This is a genomic window from Allobosea sp. LC85, from assembly GCF_000735605.1.
GTDB lineage: Bacteria > Pseudomonadota > Alphaproteobacteria > Rhizobiales > Beijerinckiaceae > Allobosea.
This window is the reverse complement of record NZ_JPKG01000007.1, coordinates 18,699-39,198: the sequence shown is the minus strand read 5'-3', so window position 1 is coordinate 39,198 and position 20,500 is coordinate 18,699. Positions and strand designations below refer to the sequence as shown.

Here is a 20,500-nt window from a genome sequence, read left to right as displayed (position 1 = left end):
GGGTCTCTTTCTTGGCCGCCGGGGACGGCGGCATTCAGGCTCTATCAGGCCCGGACGGAATGCGCGGCGGAGGCCGTGCTCCGCGTCACATGCACCACCGTCATCGCCAGCACCATGAAGGCGAGTGCCTGATGGGCGAGCCCCGCCCAGAGCGGCACCACCAGCAGCAGCGTGACAATGCCGAGCACGGCCTGTGCCAGCGTGAGGCCCGCGATCGCCGTCGCACGCTTCGCGCTGCCTGACCCCGGCGCTGCGCGGCGCATCGCAACGGCGTGCCAGAGCGCAACCGCCAGCAGAAGATAGGCGCCGATGCGGTGGTTGAACTGCACCAGCGCGACGTTATCGACAAAATTCTCCCAGAACGGCGTCTGCGCGAACAGCGTCGACGAAGCCGGTGCCAGGCCCCCATCCATCAGCGGCCAGGTGTTGAAGGTAAAGCCCGCACGCGAGCCGGCGACGAGCCCGCCAAGCGCGATCTGCGCGAAGGTGAGCACCAGCAGCCCCCAGGCGGCCAGGCGGCCCCGCGCCGGCTCAACCCGCCGCAGCGGGGTCAGCCAGGTAGCGAAACCAACGACGGCGGCGAAGAACAGGCCGGCAAAGGTCAGGTGAAGCGTCAGCTTGACCGGAGCGACCGCGATCATGCCTGGCTGGAGCCCCGACGCGACCATGATCCAGCCGATCGTGCCCTGCAGCCCAAGCAGCAGCCCCATGCCGAAGAGCACGACGCTCTGGCGCCAAGGCAGGAGCCGGCGGAGGGCGACGACAAGGAAGCCGAGCAGATAGACCAGGCCGATGAAGCGGCCGAGCTGACGGTGCCCCCACTCCCACCAGAAGATGAACTTGAATTCCGATAGCGCCATGCCGGCATTGAGCAGCTGGTATTGCGGGCTCGCGCGGTATTTTTCGAACTCGAGCGCCCAGGCGGCGTCGGAGAGCGGCGGGATCGCGCCGGTGACCGGTCGCCATTCGGTGATCGAGAGGCCCGAGCCGGTCAGACGGGTCGCGCCACCGACCACGACCATGGCGAAGACGAGAGCCGCGACGATCCAGAGCCAGCGGCGGATGCCTGCGTGGTTGGCGGAGCTGACAGCGCCGCCACGCGGCTGATCGAGAGCAATCGTCACGGGATGGGGACCTCGGGTCGCAAATGTCGCGCTTCACAAGCGTCGTTGGGGGTGACAGATAGACCCGCGCGAAGACGCGAACAACGCCCGCAATGCCGCAGCCGCGCCGGCATGGAGACGAGAGATGACCCAGAGCCACCGCAAGCTGATCGGCACCGTGGGGATCCTGATCTTCGTCTGCGTCTATGCGCTGGTCGCCATGGCCCTGGCGCAGGGGCGGATCACCGACGCTCCCAAGCTGGTGCAGACGATCGCCTATATCGCGCTCGGCCTCGCCTGGGTGCTGCCCTTGCTGCCGCTGATCAAGTGGATGGAGCGGAAGGACGGGCCGCGCTAACCGACATTCACCCGCCGCCCACGATTCCACAGCAGAAAGGGCAGTCCCGACAGCAGCGCCCGCAGCGCCGCCTCGCTCTGGTGATAGCCGTTCAGCGAGACGCGCGGCAGGGCATGCAAATGCCGCTCGTGCCGATCGAAGAGGTGGCCCGGCCGTGTGGTGACCGCACTGGTGAAGCCAGCCGCCTTGGCAAGCGCGAATTCACGCTTGCCGGCCGAGCCCGGATCACCAACGGGATAGGCGAAGTGGCGAACTTGCAGGCCGAGCTCCTGCTCGAGCCGCGCCTTGCTCTCGACGATCTCGGTCCGGGCAAATTCTTGCGGATGTTTGGCCAGCATGGGGTGGCTCAGCGTATGGGCTCCAATGGTTACGCCGGGCGCGCCGGCCAGCGATCGCAGCGTCTCCCAGGGCAAGCACTCGCGCTCGACCAGGGCTGCGCCATCGATCCCGGCCTGACGCGCAAGGTCGGAAATCGCTGACAGCAGAATCGCTTCCGACCCTTTGCGCAGACGCCAGTAGAGCGTCTCGAAGGCAAGCCGCTTCTCACGATCGGATTCGGTGCGCGCCGAGAAACCGCCATCGGGCAGGTCGAGGGCGAAACGCGGCAGCGCCCGGATCGCCTCCTCCATTTCCAGCCACCAGAGTCGGGCCGTGCGCTCGGCAAAGCCCGTCGTCACGAACAATGTCCAGGGCACGCCATGCTTCGCCAGAACCGGCCAGGCATGATCGAGATTGTCGCGATAGCCGTCGTCGAAGGTCAGCGCCACGAAGAAGCGCGACGAGCGCGGGCTCTGCAGCCGCACGACTGCTTCGTCGAGCGAGACGATGTCATAGCCCTGCGACTTGATCAGCGTCAGCGTCTGGTCGAGGAATTCGGGCGTGATCTCCAGCAGCCGGTTGGGAGCAAAGCCCCGCTCGCGCCAGGGCCGGACATGATGCAGGGTCAGGATCACGCCCGCGCCTTGCGCGAGGTCTTTCGCCCAACGGTCGGCGCCGGTCAGCGCAATCGCCTTGAACGCGGCGGAAAAGGCTCGGTGTCGCAGGCTCATATGGCTCCCGGCAGCAACCGCTCGCTAATATTGTTTGCCGATGCTTCGGCTGGTCGAAGACAAGCTGGCAGGTTCGTTCACAATAGCGGGTTAAGGACAGCGAGGAATGCCGCCTCCCAAGGGTCCAGAGACGATGCCCGCACTTGCCGAACGCGCTGGAACTCCGGCCTCGGCTCTGAACCGTACTCCGGACAGGAGCGCGGGCGAGCGCGCGCGTCCCTGGCACAGCATCACGATCAGCCATGATCCTGCCGCCCTGGAAGCCGAGTGGCGCAGCCTGGAAGCGTCTGCCTTGGTGACACCCTACCAGGCCTATGGCTGGATCAGGCCCTTCGTCGAGACGGTCGGGGCAGCCGATGCCACGGAATTCCGCTATGTGGCGCTGCGCGACGCGGCCGGGCGCACCCTGGCCATCCTGCCGCTGGCGCTGACACGGCGCAACGGCGTTCGCTTCGGCGAGTTCATCGGCGGCAAGCACGCCAATTACCATATGGGGCTTTATGCCCCCGATTTCGCAGCAGCCCTCGATGCGGCCGCGGCGCGTGCCCTGCTCGTCGAGATCGGCACGGCCATCGGCACACTCGACGGTTTCATCTTCGTCAACCAGCCAAGGGATTGGCAAGGCGTTCCCAACCCGCTCGCGCAGCTCGCCGCAGGACCGAGCCCAAGCGGAGCCTACAAACTGGCGCTGGAGCGTAGAGACTGCGAAGGCACCTTGCGGCGTTCGATGAGTTCGCATGCCCGCAAAAAGCTGAAGAACAAGCGCAACCGCTTCGCCAGCTTCGGCAACTCGGCCCTGCTCAAGGCCGAGACCCCGGAGGATATCGAGCGGGTCGTCGACGCTTTCCTGAACCAGAAGGCGGCGCGGTTTGCCAGCATGGGCATTCCAAACCCCTTTGCGGAGCCCGCCCTTCGCGACTTCCTGCGCCAGGGTGCGAGCCGTGACCGCGCCGGGACGCCTGTCCTCGAACTCTACGCGCTCAACCTCGACGGCCGCTGCGTCGCAACCTATGTCGGCGCGGAGCAGGGCCTGCGGTTCTCAGGCATGGCGACATCGTTCGAGATGGACAGCGAGCTCGCCAAGTCGAGCCCTGGCGAAATCCTGCTGGTCGACCTGATCAAACTGAAATGTCGCGCCGGAATCGAAGTCTTCGACCTTGGTGTCGGCGAAGCCCGCTACAAGACGACGGTCTGCGACGACCGGGACGAACTCGTCGATACTTTCCTGCCGCTGACGGCCAAGGGACATGCCTTTGTCCTGTTCAGCCGGGCCAAACGTGCCGCAAAACGCCGGATCAAGAGCTCTCCATTGGCACTGAAGCTGGCACAGCGCGCCTCGGGCTGGTTGAGCCGGAACCGGACACTCGTCGCAGACGACGACTAGAGCATGCTTTATGCTACAAAGTGGCAACGGTTTCTTGCATAACGCATGCTCTAAACTATGAGAGTCGATCACGTTTAGCACGGGCGCTACCGTGCCGCCTCGGCCGCCGGGATACGCTCCGGCTCAGGCCATCGCCGCATCATGCTCGCGGACGGAAAACGGGACGCCCACCGTCTCCTCGAGCTTATCGACGACGAGGGCCACCGGCGCCGTCGTCAAATCGGCAAGCCGGTAGGCAGCCTCCATGGCGTGCCCGTTACCGATGCTGCCCGCCATGACGAAGACGCCCTGCGCACGTCCGACCAGCGGCGCGAGCACGGCGCTTTCATCCCCTGAAGCCGCCGAGACCAGCACCCAGTCATAGGTCTCGCAGAGCGCATCGAGCGCCACCTCGACGATGTCCGGCGCGGCGAGAACCGCCCTGCGTCCTGCGCGCCCGGCACTGATGCGATGCAATCGCGAGCCGGGTTCGCGCATGATGATCTCGGAGAACTGTGCCTCGCCGGCGAGGAGCTCGGAGAACCCCAGCTCTTCCGGTTCGTCATCATCGCTGGCAAGGTCGACCAGCACGCAGCGCGAGTGCCTGGACAGCAGTTCCGCGAGATCCCGTGCCGACATCGCTTCGGGGCCGGCCCCGTCGAGCAGCACGGCCAGCGGTGCCATATCGGCGGGAGGCGCAGCAATCCGCTCCGAAAGCGCTGCGAGGGCCCCTTCGGGGTCGGCGGCGGCCAGTGGAACGCGGCCAACCCGGCCGGTATGGGTCAGCAGCCCCGCAATGCGCTCGCGGCGCTCGTCGCCGTCCGAAGGATGTTGCGCGGCACCAGCCCCGCCACCGCCGACCCAGCCCGGCGCGCGGCGCGGTCCATTCGAGCCGGGAGGTGACCCGGCAGTGCCGTTGAGGAGTTCACGCGAGACCACCATGGCGAGCGCGACGAGGAAGGTCGCGAGCGTCGCGACGAGAATGATCGGGATCTTCTTCGGGAAGGACGGTTCCGTGGGCTCGACGGCGCGCGAAATGATGCGTGCATCGGCCGGGCTGGCGTTCTGGGTGTCGCGCGCCACAGCCTCGCGATAGCGCTGCATGTATTGCTCGAGCTGGTCGCGCAGCGTGCGCGCCTCGCGCTCCAGCGCACGCAGCTGCACTTCCTTGTCGTTGGCGCTCGAGACATTCTTCTTCTGCCCTTCGAGGGCGGCCGTGAAGCTGTCGACACGCTGGCCGGAGATGCGCGCCTCGTTCTCGAGGGTGCGGACCGTGCGCTCGGCGGCGGCGCGAATCTGGCCTTCCAGATCGGCGAGCTGGGCGCTGAGCTCCTTGATACGCGGATGCCCGGGCAGGAGCGAACGCGACTCCAGTGCGATCTGGGCGCGCAGATTGACGCGCTGCTCGATCAGGCGGCGGACCAGTTCGTTATTGGCGACATCCGGAATCTCGAAGGTCCGCCCGCTTTTCATCGCGTCGCGAATGACGCTGGCCTTGGCCTGGGCCTCCGCCTGCTGACTGCGGGCACTGGAGAGCTGGGTCGAGAGGTCCGCCAATTGTTGTGCGGTGATGGTGGTGTTGTTCGTCCCGACGAGAAGCCCGTTGCGCGAGCGGAAGTCCTCGACCTTGCCTTCCGCCTCGGCGACGCGCTTGCGCAGGGGCTCGATCGTGGTCGAGAGCCAGGACGAAGCGCTACGCGCGGTATCCTGCTTCGCCGCCTCCAGCATCTCGAGGTAGACGCTCGCAATTTCGTTGGCTCCGCGCGCGGCCAGGGCCGGATCGCGCGACGTGAACTCGATCGCAACAATGCGGGAGCGCCCCACAGGGAAGACCAGCAGCCGGTCGTAGAACTGATCGAGCACGCGCTCTTCGGGCGAGCGATCAGCCGGGTGCGCACCGAGCCCGATCAGTACGCCGAGCCGCTTCAGGGCGCTCAGCGCGCCGGCGCCGGAATCGAATTCGGGATTGCCGACGAGCCCGATGCGCTTGATCGCCTCGCGGGCGAGATCACGCGACATGATGACCTGGACCTGGCTCTGGACGCCCTCGCTGTCGAATTGCTGGCTTGTGGCCTCAGCCCCGCCCTGCCCCGGACGGGTATAGAAGCTGTCCCGATTCTCGAGCAGGAGCCGCGCCTCGCCCGTATAGCGCGGCGTGACCAGATTGACGGCGACAAAGGAGAGACCGAGCGCCAGCACGGTGGGGCCGAGCACCCAGAGCTTGCGCCGCTTGATGGCGGCCCAGAGAGCGGACAGATCGAGCATGTCGCCCCGGCTCTCGCCGGCATCCCGCATTCCGTCATCGGATCGAGAGGTCATGACTCACCTATTCACGCAAAACTCGCGCGCCCAGCACAGGACGCAGGGTCAATCAAAGCTGATTAAGGTTATTGGCGAGTTAAGACGCGGGCGGCGCCTCCCCCAAGGAGGTCGCGGTCAGTCTTTGTTAACCATAGCAATCCTAACGTGACCGTCGAATTTGGATGGACTGAATATGCGATGAGTCGATCACTCGCCCCACTTGCCTTGGCGGCCGCACTGGCGGCGAGCGCCTGTGCGCCGCGCTACGCAGCGCAGGACTTCGCGATCGTCGACGTCAATGTGCCCTATCGACTCGCCAGCGGCGACCGGCTGCGCGTGATTGTCTTCGGTCAGGACAATTTGTCGAACATCTACGCCGTCGACGGCTCCGGGCGGATCTCCATGCCGCTGATCGGCCCGGTCGAGGCCCAGGGACGCACGACCCGGCAGCTCGAGCAGGCCATCGAGGGCCGGCTGCGCGGTGGCTTCCTGCGCGAGCCAAAGGTCTCGGTAGAAGTCGATACCTACCGCCCGTTCTTCGTCCTGGGCGAAGTCACCAATTCCGGCCAGTTCCCCTTCGTCAACGGCATGACAGTACAGACCGCTGTCGCTATCGCAGGGGGGTTCACCCCGCGCGGCCAGCGCAACTATGCCGAGGTCACGCGCCAGATCGACGGTCAGCTCGTCACCGGGACCGTGCCGATCACCTATCAGGTGCAGCCGGGCGACACGATCGTCATCAAGGAACGCTGGTTCTGAGCGTAAACGAGGTGACGGCCATGGCGGACGCCCCCGGCCTGAGGCCGCTGCGCATCCTGCACGTCTTTCGGGCGCCGCTGGGCGGGCTGTTCCGGCATGTCCTCGATCTTGCCCGCGGGCAGGTGGAGTGCGGGCATCAGGTCGGCATCTTCTGCGATTCGAATACCGGCAGCGCACGTGCCGATCAGGTCTTCGCCGAGCTTGGCCCCGATCTCGCGCTTGGCGTCACGCGCGTACCGATGTCGCGCTACCCCAGCCTCACCGACGCCAAGGCGCAAATGGCGGCGATCTCGACGCGGGGACGCCTCTCCCCCGATGTCGTGCACGCCCATGGCTCGAAGGGCGGCGTCTATGCGCGCCTGCCTGCACTGGTTTCACCGCAGCGCCGGTACATCACCGCCTATACGCCGCATGGCGGCAGCTTCAACTACAAGCCCGGCGGCACCGAGCATCGCATCTACATGTCGGTCGAACGGCTGCTGGAGCGGGCGACCGATATGTTCTGCTTCGAGAGCGCCTTCATTGCGGGGCGGTTCGAAGCCTATATCGGCCATAAGCCGCGCAGCGATTACCGGATTGTCCTGAACGGCATTTCGGAAGCCGAGTTCGCGCCGATCGACCATGCCAAGGCAACGTTCGACCTTGTCTATCTCGGAGAACTGCGCTCGGCGAAGGGGGTCGACACGCTGATCGACGCCCTCGCGCTGCTGAAGCGCCGCGACGGCATCGAACCGCGCATCCTGATCGTGGGATCGGGCCCTGACGAGGCCGTGCTGCGCCAGATGACGTTCGACCGCGGCGTCGGCAGTCAATGCGTGTTCGAACCGCCAGGCCCGATCCGCGCCGCGCTGGCGCAAGCCCATGTCATGGTCATCCCGTCGCGGGCGGAATCGCTGCCCTATGTCATCCTCGAAGCGGCAGCGGCAGCCCAGCCGCTGATCTCGACGAATGTCGGCGGCATCAGGGAGATCTACGGCCCGGATCACGCGAACCGCCTGATACCGGCCGATGACCCGGCAATCCTGGCCGGCAGCATTCGTTCGATCCTGGCCATGCCCGAGGCCGAAAGACGCGCGCAGGCCACCGATCTGGCCAAACATGTCCGCCAGAATTTCTGCCTCAACGCGATGATCGACGGCGTGCTTGCGGCGTACCGCGTCGCGCTGGCGCGACGCGGTATCGGCTAGAGAGCATGCTGCGAAAAAGTGGCAACGGTTTTTCGCATCAAGCATGCTCTAAACTATGAGAGTAGCATCGGCCCGAAAGGTGGATTGCGGGTTTCGGGACAGCTGGTGCAAACACTGATCACCAGCCGCGGCCGCCCTACAGGAACTTCAGGGCGGCGACGCCCGCGATGACCAGCGCCATGCCGAGCCAGCCGGACAGATAGATCCGCTGCCCGAAGGCCAGGGCGCCAACGATGGCCGTGATCACCAGCCCCGCTCCGCCCCAGACCGCATAGGCGACCGAGAGGTCCATGCCGCGTATGGCCTGTGCCAGGGCCGCGAAGGCCCCGACGACGAGGATCATCCCGACGGCGCCAAGCAATCGTCGCCTCATGCCGTCCGACAGCTTGAGCAGATAGGTACCGAGGACTTCGAGAAGGACCGCAAGCCCGAGCCAGGCAAAGGCCAGCGATTGCGGCTGAAGAAGCATGGTCACGCCAGCCTCCCCTGCTTACCCTCCTCGACGCCGTGCCCGACACCGCGCTCGAGCAGCACGATACCGGCGATGATGGCCGCAAGCGCCAGCAGGCGCTCAGGCGTCAGATGCTCGCCGAAGAGAAGGTGGCCGGCGGCGGCGATGCCGACGATGCCGAGCCCCTCCCAGACGGCATAGGCAACCGCCATGGGGATGACACGCAGCGCCACGCTGAGCAGCGCGAAGGACAATCCGATCAGAACGAGCGGCAGAACCGTGATGAGCCACGGCTCGGCGACGACCGACTTCAACGCGGCCGTCGCGACAATCTCGACAGCAATCGCTGCGAGCAGAACCAACCAATGAAAAGACATGATGCACACGGGCGAAGCCGGCGCTTACCGTCGGGAAGCGACGTTAGGCAGCTAAGCAAAGTTGGAGTTTTTACGAACGAGTTTCGAAGACGAAGCCCTGGCAGATCGAACTGCGGGGGTTGCACAGCGACTTGCCCAATTGCCTGGATTGGCAACCGCGGGCATCGCTCAGAAATGTGCTTCTCAGACACTCATCGCGAATGGATATGCCCGTTTTAATGCTTTTTGTCAACCAACATCAACTTTATGGGCCAGAAACGACTGCTTTTCGATGCAAAATCGGAAGAAATGGGAGTGAGCTAATTCCTTGGCCGGACGAGAGAAAATCAACTTTCTTTGCATCGGGTTTGGGAAGCCACCTGCAGGGGGATAAATTGGCCTGCTCGCGATGGCCCCGGATGCCGTAGAGTCGCATTGATGCCTGCAAGGCAGCGAAGCCTCGGATTAAGCCTTCCGAGAGCATTTTGAGCTAATCGCAAGCCGGGACCGGGAGGTGTGAGTATTGCTCCGGTCTGAGTAGAGGTAGCGTGTGATGGGCACTTTCGATGTGCGTGACCTGATGAAGGCCGACGCGGCCGGAGCATCGGATCCAGCTGGCGGGAGCAAGACGGGTTCGACCCGCGCTTTCCATCCCCTGGCCGAACGCATCGCGGCGATGCCGGTCAAGCCGACCCTCTCCCCGGTGCTGATCGAAGGCCTGGTCCGCCTGTTCGATGTCCTCGTCATCGTCAGCTTGGCGGGGCTGGTCTACTGGCTCTATGTCGCGGGCACCACCAGAAGCACCCTGCTCTATCAGACCACCGTGCTCCTGGTGAGCGTTGGCGCGCTTGCCGCCTTCCAGGCGCTGCATCTCTATCATATCGGCGCTCTGCGCCATTTCGTCCCGACCGCCGCCCGCCTGGTCGCGGGCTGGACCATGCTGTTCCTGATCGCACTCGCCGCTTTCTTCTTCATGAAGGTCGGGAGCCAGTTTTCCCGTGTCTGGCTCGCAGGCTTCTATGGTGGCGGCCTCGCAGCCCTGCTCGGCGAGCGCCTGCTCGTGACGCTGGCCGTGCGCCGGCTGACCCGCACGGGACGGCTCGAGCGCCGCACCGCCATCGTTGGCGGCGGCGCTGCCGGCGAAGCGCTGATCAAGGCACTCGAGGCGGAAAAGGACTCGGGACTGCAGATTTGCGGTGTCTTCGACGATCGCAACGACGATCGCTCGCCCGATCTCGTCGCCGGCTATCCGAAGCTCGGCACCATCGACGACCTTGTCGAGTTCGCCCGCCGCACCAAGCTCGACCTGGTGATCTTCACCCTGCCGATCTCGGCGGAGGGGCGCATCCTGCAGATGCTGCGCAAGCTCTGGGTTCTGCCGATCGACATCCGCCTTTCCGCCCATATGTCGAAGCTGCGGCTGCGGCCGCGCTCCTATTCCTATATCGGCGCGGTGCCCGTGCTCGATGTGTTCGACCGGCCGATTGCGGATTGGGACATCGTGGTGAAATGGCTGTTCGACAAGATCGTCGGCACCCTGGCCCTGATCGCCCTCTCCCCGGTGCTGCTGATCACGGCGATTGCGGTGAAGCTCGATTCGAAGGGGCCGGTCCTGTTCCGGCAGAAGCGCTACGGCTTCAACAACGAGCAGATCGAAGTCCTCAAATTTCGCTCGCTCTATCACGAGATGCAGGACGCTACCGCCCGCAAGCTGGTGACCAAGGATGATCCGCGCGTCACCCGTGTCGGCCGCTTCATCCGCAAGACCTCGATCGACGAGTTGCCGCAGCTCTTCAACGTGGTGTTCAAGGGCAATCTTTCGCTGGTCGGGCCGCGCCCGCATGTCGTCCACGGCAAGGCCGACAACCGCGCCTATGAGCAGGTGGTCGACGGCTATTTCGCTCGCCACAGGGTCAAGCCGGGCATCACCGGCTGGGCCCAGATCCATGGCTGGCGCGGCGAGACCGATACCGAGGACAAGATTCAGCGCCGCGTCGAGCACGACCTCTACTACATCGAAAACTGGTCGGTGATGCTCGACCTCTACATCCTGTACAAGACGCCGATCTCGTTGCTGACCAAGTCCGAGAACGCCTATTGAGCGCGCTCGCCGACGGCGCGGGGCATGATGGCGGCCGCGGCAGCCTCAGGGTTTCCCTTGCCTCGATCAAGCGAGGGACACTCTGGCTGCTGACGGCCTCCAGCGGCTTCGCGCTGATCGAACCGTCCCCCTATGAGTTCTTCTTCCTGCTCACGCTGTTCGTCTTCGCGCTGACAGGCATCCGCTTCTCGCAAAAGCTGCTGCCAATGGTCGTGCTGCTGCTGCTCTACAATATCGGCGGCATCTTCTCGCTGATCCCCTGGATGGACGAGGCGCCCTCGGTGCGCTTCACAGCCGTCTCGGTCTACCTGATGATTACCGCGATCTTCCTCGCGGCCATCATGGCGGAAGACCCGCTCGGCCGGTTGGAGACGCTGCGCAAGGGTTATCTCTTCTCCGCCTGGTGCGCGAGCCTTGCCGGCATCCTCGGCTATTTCAATATTGGCGGCCTCTCCGACGTCTTCGCCTATGCCGGCCGCGCTTCCGGGACGTTCAAGGACCCCAATGTGCTCGGCCCCTTCCTCGTGGTGCCCATCACTTATGCGCTGCAGCATATCCTGATCGGGCGCCTGGGCCTGATACGCGGCTTCCTGGTGATGAGCGTGCCGCTGATGGCCGTGCTGCTCGCCTTTTCGCGCGGTGCCTGGGGCAATCTGGCCGGCTCGGCCCTGATGATGGTCGGGCTGATGTTCCTGACTGCGCCCGACGCGTCACGCCGCGCCCGCATCGTGGCGCTGACCCTCGCTGCCCTTGGGGGCATCCTCGCGGCATTGCTGATCGCGCTCTCCTTCGAGAGCATCCGCGACATCTTCGAGATTCGCGCCAGCCTCAACCAGAGCTATGATCAGGGCGTCACCGGGCGGTTCGGCAGCCAGCTCCGCTCGCTTCCGCTCCTTCTCGATGCGCCGAACGGGCTCGGCCCGCTGCGCTTCCGCTGGCATTTCCCGGAAGATCCCCACAACGTCTACATCAATGCCTTCGCCTCCTATGGCTGGCTCGGTGGCATCGCCTATCTCGGCCTGATCGTCACCACCTGCTATGTCGGCTGGCGCCTCGTCTTCACCCGCTCGCCCTGGCAGAACCACGCGATCGTGCTGTGGTCGGTCCTGTTCATCACCATCCTGCAGGGCGTCCAGATCGACACCGACCACTGGCGGCATTTCTACCTGCTGCTCGGGCTGGTCTGGGGCCTGGCAGCGCTCAGCCCTGACCGGGCTGCCCTTCGGCCCGCGCGCGGACAGGCGCCCGCGGATCCGGCTCAGATCATCAGACCGGATTCGTATCCGGCCCGATGATCTAACCTTTCCGTGTTTGCATCGGCTTTGCCCCGAAAACCGCAATCCACTTTTCGGGCCGGTGCCTTAGACAGCCGGTGCCTTAGACCGGCGCCTTGCGGACCAGCACGTAGTCGTAGGTCGTCACCAGATCCCATCCGACCTTCGCAGCCAGCAGATTGAAGGCATGGTCGATCTCGCGCAGCCCCGGCAGGCGCTCGAAATAGCCGTGTCCCCAGAAGCGCTGAATGTGAATATTGCGGAAACCGGCCCGGTTGAGCATCGGCGTCAGCTGCGTGCGGCTGCCGCGGCACCAGTCGTAATGGGTCGGGAATTTTGGATCGCCGCCACCCTCTCGGCGCGCCGGAAACAGCGCATGCAGGATTGCGCGCGAGGCTGCCTCCGGCAGGATGTGGTTCAGCGCGAAGACCGGCGTCCAGAGTGTCGGGAAGAAGGCCAGCGCCACCCCGCCCGGAGCCAGCAGCGCATGGATGTTCGTCCAGGCCCGCTCCACGTCGCGGATATGTTCGAAGACCATGCGCGAGACCATCAGGTCGTAGCCGCCGCGCTCGACATCCGGTTCGGACAGATCCCCTGCAATGTCGAAACGCGCCGTCCGGAGGCCGGGCGCCGACAAGGCCAACTCGCCCGCGTCGATATCGTTGACGACAAGGTCCAGTCCGTGACTGGCGGCTTCGGCGGCAGAGAACAGCGGGTCGCGGCCGCCGCCGATCTCGCAGATCCGCCTCAGGCCGAACTGTCGGGTCAAAGCGAGAATCGTCCGCTCGTAATTCTCCCAGGCCCAGCGCGAATGCCAATTTGGCTGCAACTCGGCGAAGAAGGCTTCGAGAGTACGGTCCGGACGCTTCGCCGCCCTGGCGGCTATTCCGTGAGCGCCCAACGCAACCGCCACCGCCATGTCACCCTCCACCGGTCGATCTGAAGGGAGGATGTGGACGGACGGCACCGCCCGCAATCTTTTGCTTAACATGCGGTTAATATTGATGGTTTCGAAGCCGGGTGCGATCGCCATGGAGCCATGGCGCGCAGGCAGCGCCGGCCATGATCCCCCTGGCGCTTGTTTCCGACGCGCACCCAACCGCAAGCAGGAGTGCCCGCTCGCCCCGTAATCCAGGGCATGGCGGCGAGACATTGGCCGCGAGATATGGCGGCAATTCAACGCTTCAGAAAAACCCTGCGAAGAGTGTGCCCAAGCGCGTTGCATCCGCGCGCCCGCCCCTCTATAAGCCGCCCTGTCGGAGCGTAGCGCAGCCCGGTTAGCGCACTTGTCTGGGGGACAAGGGGTCGGAGGTTCGAATCCTCTCGCTCCGACCATAAAATCTCAAGGAATCATTGAGTTAGCGGGCGGCCTGCAAATGCCGCGGCGCTGTTTTTGCGTTGGGGCGCCCTTGGCCTGCATCAACGCGATTCTTGCCTTGCCAGCGCAAGGGCCAATCGTCAGCCGCCGCTGCGGCGGGAACTGCCGGGGCCCTACCGGTATGCCGTTCTCAGCTGGGTTTCGATCGAGCGCGGCATGACGGGAATCAAGTGACCCGCGGATGTTCCAGCCTTGCCGAATTTCATCGCCGCACACCCGCCTCTGAAGCAATCGCGCCCTCAGCTCCCCTCAAGCGGCCGAAACGCTCCCAGTTGCGGGGCATCGGCTCGCCAAAAATGCGAGCCAGCATCATGCGGCCGACCTCCGCAGAATAGTGAGCCTGGTCGCCCATCCAATAACTCGGATCGTCCGAGAGCCAGTCGGAGCCTGTGAAATCCCAGAGCGGCGTGACACGCGCAACCTGATCAAGCGCTTGCGAGAGATCCTTCGGCAAGTAGCGGCTCTCGACGGCACGATGGAGCGGACTGACAGCCACAATGAGCTTGGTGCCGCTTTGCTGCGAAAGCGCAGCGATGCGCTGCAGAAGCCGCAACTGCTCTGCGAAATACGTGCGCTGTTCGAACGGCCTGTTGTAGTCGCTTCCGGCCTGCGAGCCGCGCCCCGCCAAGTGGCTCAACGATGCCAGACGGACGAACGCCAGTTTCACCTTATCGAGGACCGAAGGGTCCTTGCGATCTCTCTCCTCGATCGCGGCCCGGGCCTCGCGCAGGATACGCTGCCAGCTCCTGACCTGCATGGCGGTCAAATTGCGCCACCAGAAATAGACGCCGCTTTCGCCGCTCAGGGCCTGAGGCAGCAAGGTCTCGATATAGCGGTTGGTCGCCGGGGGATCTCCGAAGGTGTCGATATCGAGGAGCAGGAACACTGTCCGCAACCGCTGTCCTCGTTTCGCCTTGTCGGCGAGGACGTATTCGAGCGCGGGCAGGAAGTCCGGCAGCATGCCGCGTGTGACGGAGAAGCTCGCGAAGGTTACCCCGTCCATGCGGCGGGACAGCTCCGCCGGCGAAGTGGCCTGGGCGCGAGAAGAGCCGAACAGCAAGCCCTCGAAACTGTCCGGTGCAGCGTCATAGGCAGCAAGATTCCGGTAGTGGTAATTGAGGTTGGGCGTACGCGGGAGGATGTTCGTGCCGAACACGCCCTGCGGGTCGATCAGGACATTCGCAGCGATGACGCTGATAAAGAGCGCCGCTGCACCCAGGATCAGCACCAGCGCATATGTCCGCGGGTTCATCCCGGACACCGCAGAAACCGGCTTTTCCTTACGCCAGAGCATCGGGCAAGCTTGGCTGGAGCTCGGCAAGGCGCCCGTCGAGGAAAAGGCTGCGGGCAAGGCCGCGTTGGATCTTGCCACTCGTGGTCTTCGGCAGGTTGCCGGGGCGGATCAGCACGATCTCCTGGATGGCAAGCTCGTGTTCGGTCGCGACCGCCTCACGGATCGTGTCCTCGATGTCATCAATGGAGACATGGCGAATCTGCGTCCGCTCGATTTCCTGCACCACAACGAGACGTCCCTCGCCATCCTCGTCCAGGATCGAGAAGGCGGCGCCGCCGTGCCGGCGCAAGGCCGGATGGCTCGCCTGAACCGTGTCCTCGAGGTCCTGCGGATAATGGTTGATGCCGCGAAGGATGATCACGTCCTTGATGCGCCCGGTGATGAAGAGTTCGCCCGTGTCATCGAGAAATCCGAGATCACCGGTGCGAAGCCAGCGCTCCTCGGCCTCGCCCTCGATGCGCGGCCAGAAGGTCGCGGTGGTGGCCTTGGGGTTTTGCCAATAGCCCTGGGTGACATTCGGCCCGGAAATCCAGATCTCGCCGACATGACCCGTTTGAAGGCGGCGGCATGTTTGCGGATCGACGATCGCGAGCCTTTCACCGACGAGGGCCTTGCCGCAGCCCGCGACGAACTGCGCATCCTCTTCGCTCGATGGTGCGGCTGCGCGATAGCGTTGCAGCGCCTGCCGGCTCACCCGACGCTTTACGAGCCCCCGTCCCCGCCCGCCGCCGGAGGCGAGAAGCGTCGCCTCCGCGAGCCCATAAGCCGGGGAGCACGCTCTCGGATCGAAGCCAAGGGGCGCAAATGTCTCGATGAAGCGCTCCATCGTATCCGCGCGCACCGGCTCGGCGCCGTTGAGCGCAATTTTCCAGCCGGATAGATCGATCCCCGCCATCTGGTCGGGGCGGAAGCGATCGACGCAAAGATCGAAGGCGAAGTTCGGCGCCGTTGCGAACTCGGCGCGATAGTCGCTGATGGCGCGCAGCCAGTTCAATGGGCGCTGCATGAAACTCGCCGGCGCCATGAGCACGCAAAGGGAGCCGACATAGAGCGTCTGAAGCACGTTCAGGATAAGGCCCATGTCGTGATAGAGCGGCACCCAGCTCACATAAGTGGTCGCGCGTGTGTTGCCGTATACGAGCCGGATCATCTCGCAATTGGCGAGAAGGTTGCCATGGCTCACCATCACGCCCTTGGGGTCCGACGTCGAGCCCGAGGTGTATTGCAGGAAAGCCAGATCCTGAAGGCCGGGCTCCGGGAACAGGATTCCCGCAGGCGCCTCGGCCTCTTTCGTGGCGTCTACGGCCATGAAATCGAGCGCGGGTGCCTGGAGACGCTCTGCGAGATCGCTTCGCGTCGCCTGCAGTGCTGGACTCGTCAATGCGATTCGCGGCGTGCAGTCGGCGACAATGCTGGCGCTTGAATTGCGGGCGCCCAGGCGCCGCGGCGGCATCATCGGTACAGCGATCGTGCCGGCGATGAGGCAGCCGAAGAAGGCGACAAGGAAATCGAGCCCGGGCGGGAACATCAGAAGCGCGCGCTCGCCGCCCAGGCCGCGGCCCAGTAGCTCTGCCGCAAGCGCGCTGGCGCGGCGCTCGAGCTCGGAGAAGGTCAGGGATGCCTCTTCGCCGCCACGATCTGACAGAAAGACATAGGCTCGCTCGTCCGGCTGCTCCGCCGCGCGCGCGCGCAGCAGCTCGACCATCGAGTTGTACCTGGTCTTGAGGACCGCCGGGCTGTCTTGAAATGTTGGGACTTGGTTCAATCCCGTTCTCCCGCGAGGTGACGGGCGAGCGTTGCGATGGTGGGGTATTCGAAGGCCAGTTCAGGGGCGAGTTCGCGCCCGAGCCATTCTTCGAGTTCGGCCACGAGGTAGACCGCCATTGCGGAATCGACGCCAAGGCGCGTGAACTTGGCCTGCGGATCGATTTTTCCCTCAGGGCGTCGCAGGGCCTTGGCGAGATGCGCCACGCACCACCCGGTGATTTCGGCTTCGCCCTTGTCAATTGCCATAAAACGCCACGCTCCCCAGCCGATCGTCAGAATTGGTAATAGAGGAATTCGCTCACCTGCCCGAGCCGGAAGAACACCTCGCCGAAGAGCAGGAAGGCAGCGCAGAGGGCGATGAGCGAGGGGCGCCAGGCGAGTACGCCGACGTTTCTTCGCCAAGCTGACTGAGCGTCGCCTTCGCGATAGCCGGTGATCTCCATCGGATCCGGCAGCAACAAGGCGATGGCTAGCGCCAGCAGGGTCAGCGCGGTCCCGGTGACCGACCAGGTGCTGCCGAGCCAGGTGCGGATGAAGGCCTCCGATATCCAGCCCTGGCGTATCGCCCACCAGTCGTGCTGCAGCGTGAGTGCCTCAGCGATCGGCGGCTGGCCCATGCCTCCCATCGCAGCGAGAAGGTGCCGCGAGGTTTCGATGTCCGCTGCGCGAAAGAGGACGGAGCCCACGACAAAGGCCGTGAAGGTCAGCGCCCAACCGACGAACCGGCCTGCCCGTGTCGGCTCATCCCGCTCGGGCACGATCCGCTGCCAGATCGTGTTGATGGTGAGAAGGCAGCCGTGATAGGCGCCCCACACCACGAATGTCCACCCGGCTCCGTGCCAGAGCCCGGCCAGGGTCATGGTGATCATCACCGCGATGGCGCGCCACCATCCCATCGGGCGGCCGAAGGTCAGAGGCCCATAAACATAGTCCCGCAGCCACTGCGAAAGGGTGATGTGCCACCGCCGCCAGAAGTCCAGGATGCTGGTCGCGCGTAGCGGTGCGGCGAAATTCACGGGCAGGCGGAAATTGAACAGCAGCCCGAGACCGATCGCCATCTCGGAATAGCCGGAAAAATCGAAGTAGATCTGGGCCGAGAACGCCAAGGCCCCGCCCCATGCGGCAAGGGCGGTGACGGGATCGCCCCTGGCTGCAGCATCGAAGACGGCGCCGACATGCGGCGAAAGCGAATCGGCGATCAGCACCTTCTTGGCGAGGCCGAAAATGAAAATCGTCAGCCCCAGGGCAACGTTCGACCAATCGAGCCGGAAGCGCGCATCATCGCCGAGCTGCCTCCCGAAGCTGTTCCAGCGCACGATGGGGCCCGCGATCAGGTGCGGGAAGAAGGCGACGAAAAACGCGTAGCGGCTGAAATCAAGCGGGATCTTGCGGCGGTAGACGTCGACCAAAAAGGCGATCTGCACAAAGGTCGTGAACGAGAGCGCGAGCGGTACGACCGGAGGCGCGGCCTTATAGGAATAGACGATCGAGAGCAGGAAATCAGCGTATTTCCAGTAGCATAGTACCAAGATGTTACTGACGATGCCGAGGACCAGCAGCCGCTTCGCCGCCGGTTTCTCGGCCGCTGCGATCAGCCGTGCGAACCAGAAATTCGCGACGATCGACGCCACGGGCAACAGCACGTAAGGCGGATTCCACCATGCATAGAAGACGAGCGATGACAGCGTCGTGCCGAGGATCGCAGCCGGCGCGCTTACGCGCGCAAGTGCGAAGTGCACGAGCACGGCAAGAGGAAGAAAGACGAAGATGAACTCGGTAGAATTGAAGAGCATCGGGCGTGCCATAGAGCCGTGCGAGGCTACAGACATACAGCCGGGGTGCACGCGCGCAACACGGGCCAGGGCTTGTGCTCCATTAGCCGGCCTTATGTGTGAAATATGTCACCGATACTGTAGCTTCTGCGCAGCCTCAGCCGTCGGCCATTGGGCAAGCTGCACGGCAGCAGCCTGGGAGTTTCAGTAAAGGTCAAGCTTTGCCAGTCACCTGCGTGGAGTTTGAGAATCGCGACGGGCATCAAGCCCGGCAGGCGTTCGGGCGCGTGAACCGCGTCTGGCCTTTGGGCCTTCGGCTGCGCTACCAGCCGACTTTGATACCGAGCCTGCCGTCTACGAGCGGCCATTCAGTCCGATCTGGTAGCCGGCGGCGGGACAGGGAGGATGATCGCCCGCATAATCGCCTCGAGCGCGCCGCGATCGATCCAGCCTTTCGTCACACGGCCGCCGCCGATCGCAAGGAGGATCTGGAGCATGATGCGCCGGGCCTGAAATCGACCATGCTGATTTCCATGATCTTGCTTGTGATGAACGGATTCAGCGGCCGGCGGAGGCGGCCCCGATCGCGGTGTAAGCGGCCGCGGCGCTGACCGCGGGTCCGCCACTGCGACACTGGTTCCGCTCGATACAGCCGCCGCCATTTCTCTTACTGCCGTCTTTTCCTTGGTGCCCCAGGCTTGGCCGGGCTCTGCGCGGCAACCGGGTCGCTTGCGGGGAAGGTGTCCTTCAACGCCTTGTCGAGCTGCTGCTCCGGCGTGTTTTCACGCTCGGCCGTGTGCTCACGCATTGCCATGCCTCTACCGTAGCTGAAGCCGCTAGACGGGTTAACGCCAGCGAAACGCCTACGTTCCCAAGCCGTGCGGGCTGCTCCGGATCCCGGGCGGGAATAGCGAGACGACCGATCCAAGACACGTTTGGTCGCCGCCCGCCAATCCTGATGTGACACCTCGTTGCGGCGCCGCGTCAGAACCAGCCAGGCGCTTGCGGCAGCATCGGTTTCAACGCCGGCGTCAGGCCAGGCGCACGGAGATGCCACCGTCCACGAGCATCGGGCTTCCCGTCACGAAGCTGGACCGGTCCGACAACAGGAAGAGGGCTGCCTGGGCAATCTCCTCTGAGTTCGCCATGCGCTTCATCGGATGCAGATTGGCGACGAAATCCAGGATGGCCGGCTGTCCTGCACCACCCGCTGGCGTGATGGTGCCGCCCGGCAGGAGCGCATTGACGCGGATGCCGTCCCCGGCGTGGTCGGCGGCCAGTGACTGCATCAGGCCGATCATGCCGGCCTTGGACGCGGCATAGGCCGCCATGCCCGGCAGCCCGCCATTGCTGAAGCCGACGAAGGAGGATGTGAAGACGATCGAGCCCTGCCTGTGCTCCTTCATGACTGGGATCTGGGCTTTCGCGGCCAGGAATGCGCTTGTCAGATTGACCGCAATGACATCGTTCCAGTTTGCGATCCCCATCTCGGCGACGGGCACCATGTCGCCTACGATGCCGGCGTTGTTGAAGGCGCCGTCCAGGTGACCGAACTCCCTGAGGGCGAGAGCGACGAGAGCGCTGGCGTAGCCCTCGTCCCTGACGTCGCCGGCCAAAAACACGGCCCTGCCATGGTTTTCCCGGATCTGCGCTGCCAAGGCTTCCAACTCGGCCGTGCGGCGGGCTCCGAGAACCAGCTTCGCTCCTTCGGCTGCAAACAACAGAGCCGCCGCGGCGCCGATTCCGCTGCTCGCCCCCGTGATGATGATCGACTTGTCTTCCAGTTCCACGGCTTGCTCCTCTGGCGGTGACGCCAGGGCGAACTAGCGATTGGCCGGGCGGTGCAGCCACCCGTTTCCTGTGCAAGCGCTCCGCCACGCCACGCCACGGCGGCAAGGCAAGGCAACTCAGTTCCAACCGACCCCGGCAGGGCGCCCAAGCCCTACATGACGACGTTCCGAGAACCGGAACTCACGCCGATCTCCGG

18 protein-coding genes and 1 tRNA gene are annotated in these 20,500 nt (G+C 64.6%); 7 read left to right on the top strand and 12 right to left on the bottom strand.

Features of this window, described 5'->3' with window-relative positions; all coding sequences use genetic code 11:
- Positions 1–44: 44 nt before the first annotated feature.
- On the bottom strand, positions 45–1,118 hold the full coding sequence (locus tag FG93_RS03835; protein WP_244448490.1) for a COX15/CtaA family protein: 1,074 nt from the start codon (positions 1,116–1,118) through the stop codon (positions 45–47).
- Between the two features lie 130 nt (positions 1,119–1,248).
- Between FG93_RS03835 and FG93_RS03830 the strand changes: the two genes are divergently transcribed.
- Positions 1,249–1,461 carry a DUF2842 domain-containing protein gene (locus FG93_RS03830; protein WP_043232066.1) on the top strand — a complete coding sequence of 71 codons (213 nt, stop codon included), beginning with the start codon at positions 1,249–1,251 and terminating at the stop codon, positions 1,459–1,461.
- On the opposite strand, the gene FG93_RS03825 is transcribed toward FG93_RS03830, so the two are convergent.
- Positions 1,458–2,510, bottom strand: coding sequence for a polysaccharide deacetylase family protein (locus tag FG93_RS03825; protein ID WP_043232064.1), 1,053 nt, complete (start codon positions 2,508–2,510; stop codon positions 1,458–1,460). The genes FG93_RS03830 and FG93_RS03825 overlap by 4 nt on opposite strands.
- Positions 2,511–2,616: 106 nt before the next feature.
- On the opposite strand from FG93_RS03825, the gene FG93_RS03820 reads away from it, so the two are divergent.
- A complete protein-coding gene (locus FG93_RS03820) occupies positions 2,617–3,894 on the top strand; it encodes a GNAT family N-acetyltransferase (RefSeq protein WP_081881286.1) in 1,278 nt (425 codons plus the stop codon).
- Positions 3,895–4,017: 123 nt separating this feature from the next.
- Here FG93_RS03820 and FG93_RS03815 read toward each other — a convergent pair whose 3' ends face one another.
- Positions 4,018–6,192, bottom strand: a complete 2,175-nt coding sequence (locus tag FG93_RS03815; protein WP_081881285.1) for a GumC family protein — start codon at positions 6,190–6,192, stop codon at positions 4,018–4,020.
- Positions 6,193–6,372: 180 nt separating this feature from the next.
- On the opposite strand from FG93_RS03815, the gene FG93_RS03810 reads away from it, so the two are divergent.
- Both FG93_RS03810 and FG93_RS03805 read left to right on the top strand, forming a co-directional pair.
- The gene (locus tag FG93_RS03810; protein WP_043232298.1) at positions 6,373–6,933 is read left to right on the top strand and encodes a polysaccharide biosynthesis/export family protein; all 561 of its coding nucleotides are present in this window, start codon (positions 6,373–6,375) and stop codon (positions 6,931–6,933) included.
- A gap of 20 nt (positions 6,934–6,953) precedes the next feature.
- The gene (locus FG93_RS03805; RefSeq protein WP_043232295.1) at positions 6,954–8,120 is read left to right on the top strand and encodes a glycosyltransferase family 4 protein; all 1,167 of its coding nucleotides are present in this window, start codon (positions 6,954–6,956) and stop codon (positions 8,118–8,120) included.
- 136 nt (positions 8,121–8,256) lie between these two features.
- On the opposite strand, the gene mdtI is transcribed toward FG93_RS03805, so the two are convergent.
- Together mdtI and FG93_RS03795 are read right to left on the bottom strand one after the other, a co-directional pair.
- A complete protein-coding gene (gene mdtI, locus FG93_RS03800; protein ID WP_043232063.1) occupies positions 8,257–8,589 on the bottom strand; it encodes a multidrug/spermidine efflux SMR transporter subunit MdtI in 333 nt (110 codons plus the stop codon).
- 2 nt (positions 8,590–8,591) lie between these two features.
- Complete coding sequence (locus FG93_RS03795; RefSeq protein ID WP_043232058.1) at positions 8,592–8,948, bottom strand: multidrug efflux SMR transporter; 357 nt, start codon at positions 8,946–8,948, stop codon at positions 8,592–8,594.
- A gap of 532 nt (positions 8,949–9,480) precedes the next feature.
- Here FG93_RS03795 and FG93_RS03790 point away from each other — a divergent pair.
- Both FG93_RS03790 and FG93_RS03785 read left to right on the top strand, forming a co-directional pair.
- Positions 9,481–11,028: an undecaprenyl-phosphate glucose phosphotransferase gene (locus FG93_RS03790; RefSeq protein WP_043232056.1), complete on the top strand. Its 1,548-nt coding sequence runs from the start codon at positions 9,481–9,483 to the stop codon at positions 11,026–11,028.
- Positions 11,025–12,323, top strand: a complete 1,299-nt coding sequence (locus FG93_RS03785; RefSeq protein ID WP_052513349.1) for an O-antigen ligase — start codon at positions 11,025–11,027, stop codon at positions 12,321–12,323. Before FG93_RS03790 ends, FG93_RS03785 begins: the two co-directional genes overlap by 4 nt.
- 82 nt (positions 12,324–12,405) lie before the next feature.
- Here FG93_RS03785 and FG93_RS03780 read toward each other — a convergent pair whose 3' ends face one another.
- The gene (locus tag FG93_RS03780; protein WP_052513346.1) at positions 12,406–13,221 is read right to left on the bottom strand and encodes a bifunctional 2-polyprenyl-6-hydroxyphenol methylase/3-demethylubiquinol 3-O-methyltransferase UbiG; all 816 of its coding nucleotides are present in this window, start codon (positions 13,219–13,221) and stop codon (positions 12,406–12,408) included.
- A gap of 338 nt (positions 13,222–13,559) precedes the next feature.
- Here FG93_RS03780 and FG93_RS03775 point away from each other — a divergent pair.
- Positions 13,560–13,637: transfer RNA gene (locus tag FG93_RS03775), tRNA-Pro, on the top strand.
- Positions 13,638–13,882: 245 nt separating this feature from the next.
- Here FG93_RS03775 and FG93_RS03770 read toward each other — a convergent pair.
- The 6 genes from FG93_RS03770 to FG93_RS03750 form a co-directional block, all read right to left on the bottom strand.
- Positions 13,883–14,932 (bottom strand): hypothetical protein, encoded by a 1,050-nt coding sequence (locus FG93_RS03770; RefSeq protein WP_043232052.1) that lies wholly within the window; start codon positions 14,930–14,932, stop codon positions 13,883–13,885.
- Positions 14,933–14,960: 28 nt separating this feature from the next.
- On the bottom strand, positions 14,961–16,739 hold the full coding sequence (locus FG93_RS03765) for a fatty acyl-AMP ligase (protein ID WP_348270465.1): 1,779 nt from the start codon (positions 16,737–16,739) through the stop codon (positions 14,961–14,963).
- Complete coding sequence (locus tag FG93_RS03760; RefSeq protein WP_043232047.1) at positions 16,736–16,987, bottom strand: acyl carrier protein; 252 nt, start codon at positions 16,985–16,987, stop codon at positions 16,736–16,738. Before FG93_RS03760 ends, FG93_RS03765 begins: the two co-directional genes overlap by 4 nt.
- 26 nt (positions 16,988–17,013) lie before the next feature.
- Positions 17,014–18,534 (bottom strand): MBOAT family protein, encoded by a 1,521-nt coding sequence (locus FG93_RS03755; protein WP_043232046.1) that lies wholly within the window; start codon positions 18,532–18,534, stop codon positions 17,014–17,016.
- Positions 18,535–19,180: 646 nt separating this feature from the next.
- Complete coding sequence (locus FG93_RS33125; RefSeq protein WP_162531534.1) at positions 19,181–19,321, bottom strand: hypothetical protein; 141 nt, start codon at positions 19,319–19,321, stop codon at positions 19,181–19,183.
- A 223-nt stretch (positions 19,322–19,544) separates the two neighbouring features.
- Positions 19,545–20,303 (bottom strand): SDR family oxidoreductase, encoded by a 759-nt coding sequence (locus tag FG93_RS03750; protein ID WP_043232044.1) that lies wholly within the window; start codon positions 20,301–20,303, stop codon positions 19,545–19,547.
- Positions 20,304–20,500 lie beyond the last annotated feature (197 nt).

Bases quoted from the DNA above. Each gene is read 5' to 3' on its own strand.
- FG93_RS03830 (WP_043232066.1), top strand. From the start codon at position 1,249: ATGACCCAGAGCCACCGCAAGCTGATCGGCACCGTGGGGATCCTGATC.
- FG93_RS03825 (WP_043232064.1), bottom strand. From the start codon at position 2,510: ATGAGCCTGCGACACCGAGCCTTTTCCGCCGCGTTCAAGGCGATTGCG.
- FG93_RS03820 (WP_081881286.1), top strand. From the start codon at position 2,617: ATGCCGCCTCCCAAGGGTCCAGAGACGATGCCCGCACTTGCCGAACGC.
- FG93_RS03815 (WP_081881285.1), bottom strand. From the start codon at position 6,192: ATGACCTCTCGATCCGATGACGGAATGCGGGATGCCGGCGAGAGCCGG.
- FG93_RS03810 (WP_043232298.1), top strand. From the start codon at position 6,373: ATGAGTCGATCACTCGCCCCACTTGCCTTGGCGGCCGCACTGGCGGCG.
- FG93_RS03805 (WP_043232295.1), top strand. From the start codon at position 6,954: ATGGCGGACGCCCCCGGCCTGAGGCCGCTGCGCATCCTGCACGTCTTT.
- mdtI (WP_043232063.1), bottom strand. From the start codon at position 8,589: ATGCTTCTTCAGCCGCAATCGCTGGCCTTTGCCTGGCTCGGGCTTGCG.
- FG93_RS03795 (WP_043232058.1), bottom strand. From the start codon at position 8,948: ATGTCTTTTCATTGGTTGGTTCTGCTCGCAGCGATTGCTGTCGAGATT.
- FG93_RS03790 (WP_043232056.1), top strand. From the start codon at position 9,481: ATGGGCACTTTCGATGTGCGTGACCTGATGAAGGCCGACGCGGCCGGA.
- FG93_RS03780 (WP_052513346.1), bottom strand. From the start codon at position 13,221: ATGGCGGTGGCGGTTGCGTTGGGCGCTCACGGAATAGCCGCCAGGGCG.
- FG93_RS03770 (WP_043232052.1), bottom strand. From the start codon at position 14,932: ATGAACCCGCGGACATATGCGCTGGTGCTGATCCTGGGTGCAGCGGCG.
- FG93_RS03760 (WP_043232047.1), bottom strand. From the start codon at position 16,987: ATGGCAATTGACAAGGGCGAAGCCGAAATCACCGGGTGGTGCGTGGCG.
- FG93_RS03755 (WP_043232046.1), bottom strand. From the start codon at position 18,534: ATGCTCTTCAATTCTACCGAGTTCATCTTCGTCTTTCTTCCTCTTGCC.
- FG93_RS33125 (WP_162531534.1), bottom strand. From the start codon at position 19,321: ATGCGTGAGCACACGGCCGAGCGTGAAAACACGCCGGAGCAGCAGCTC.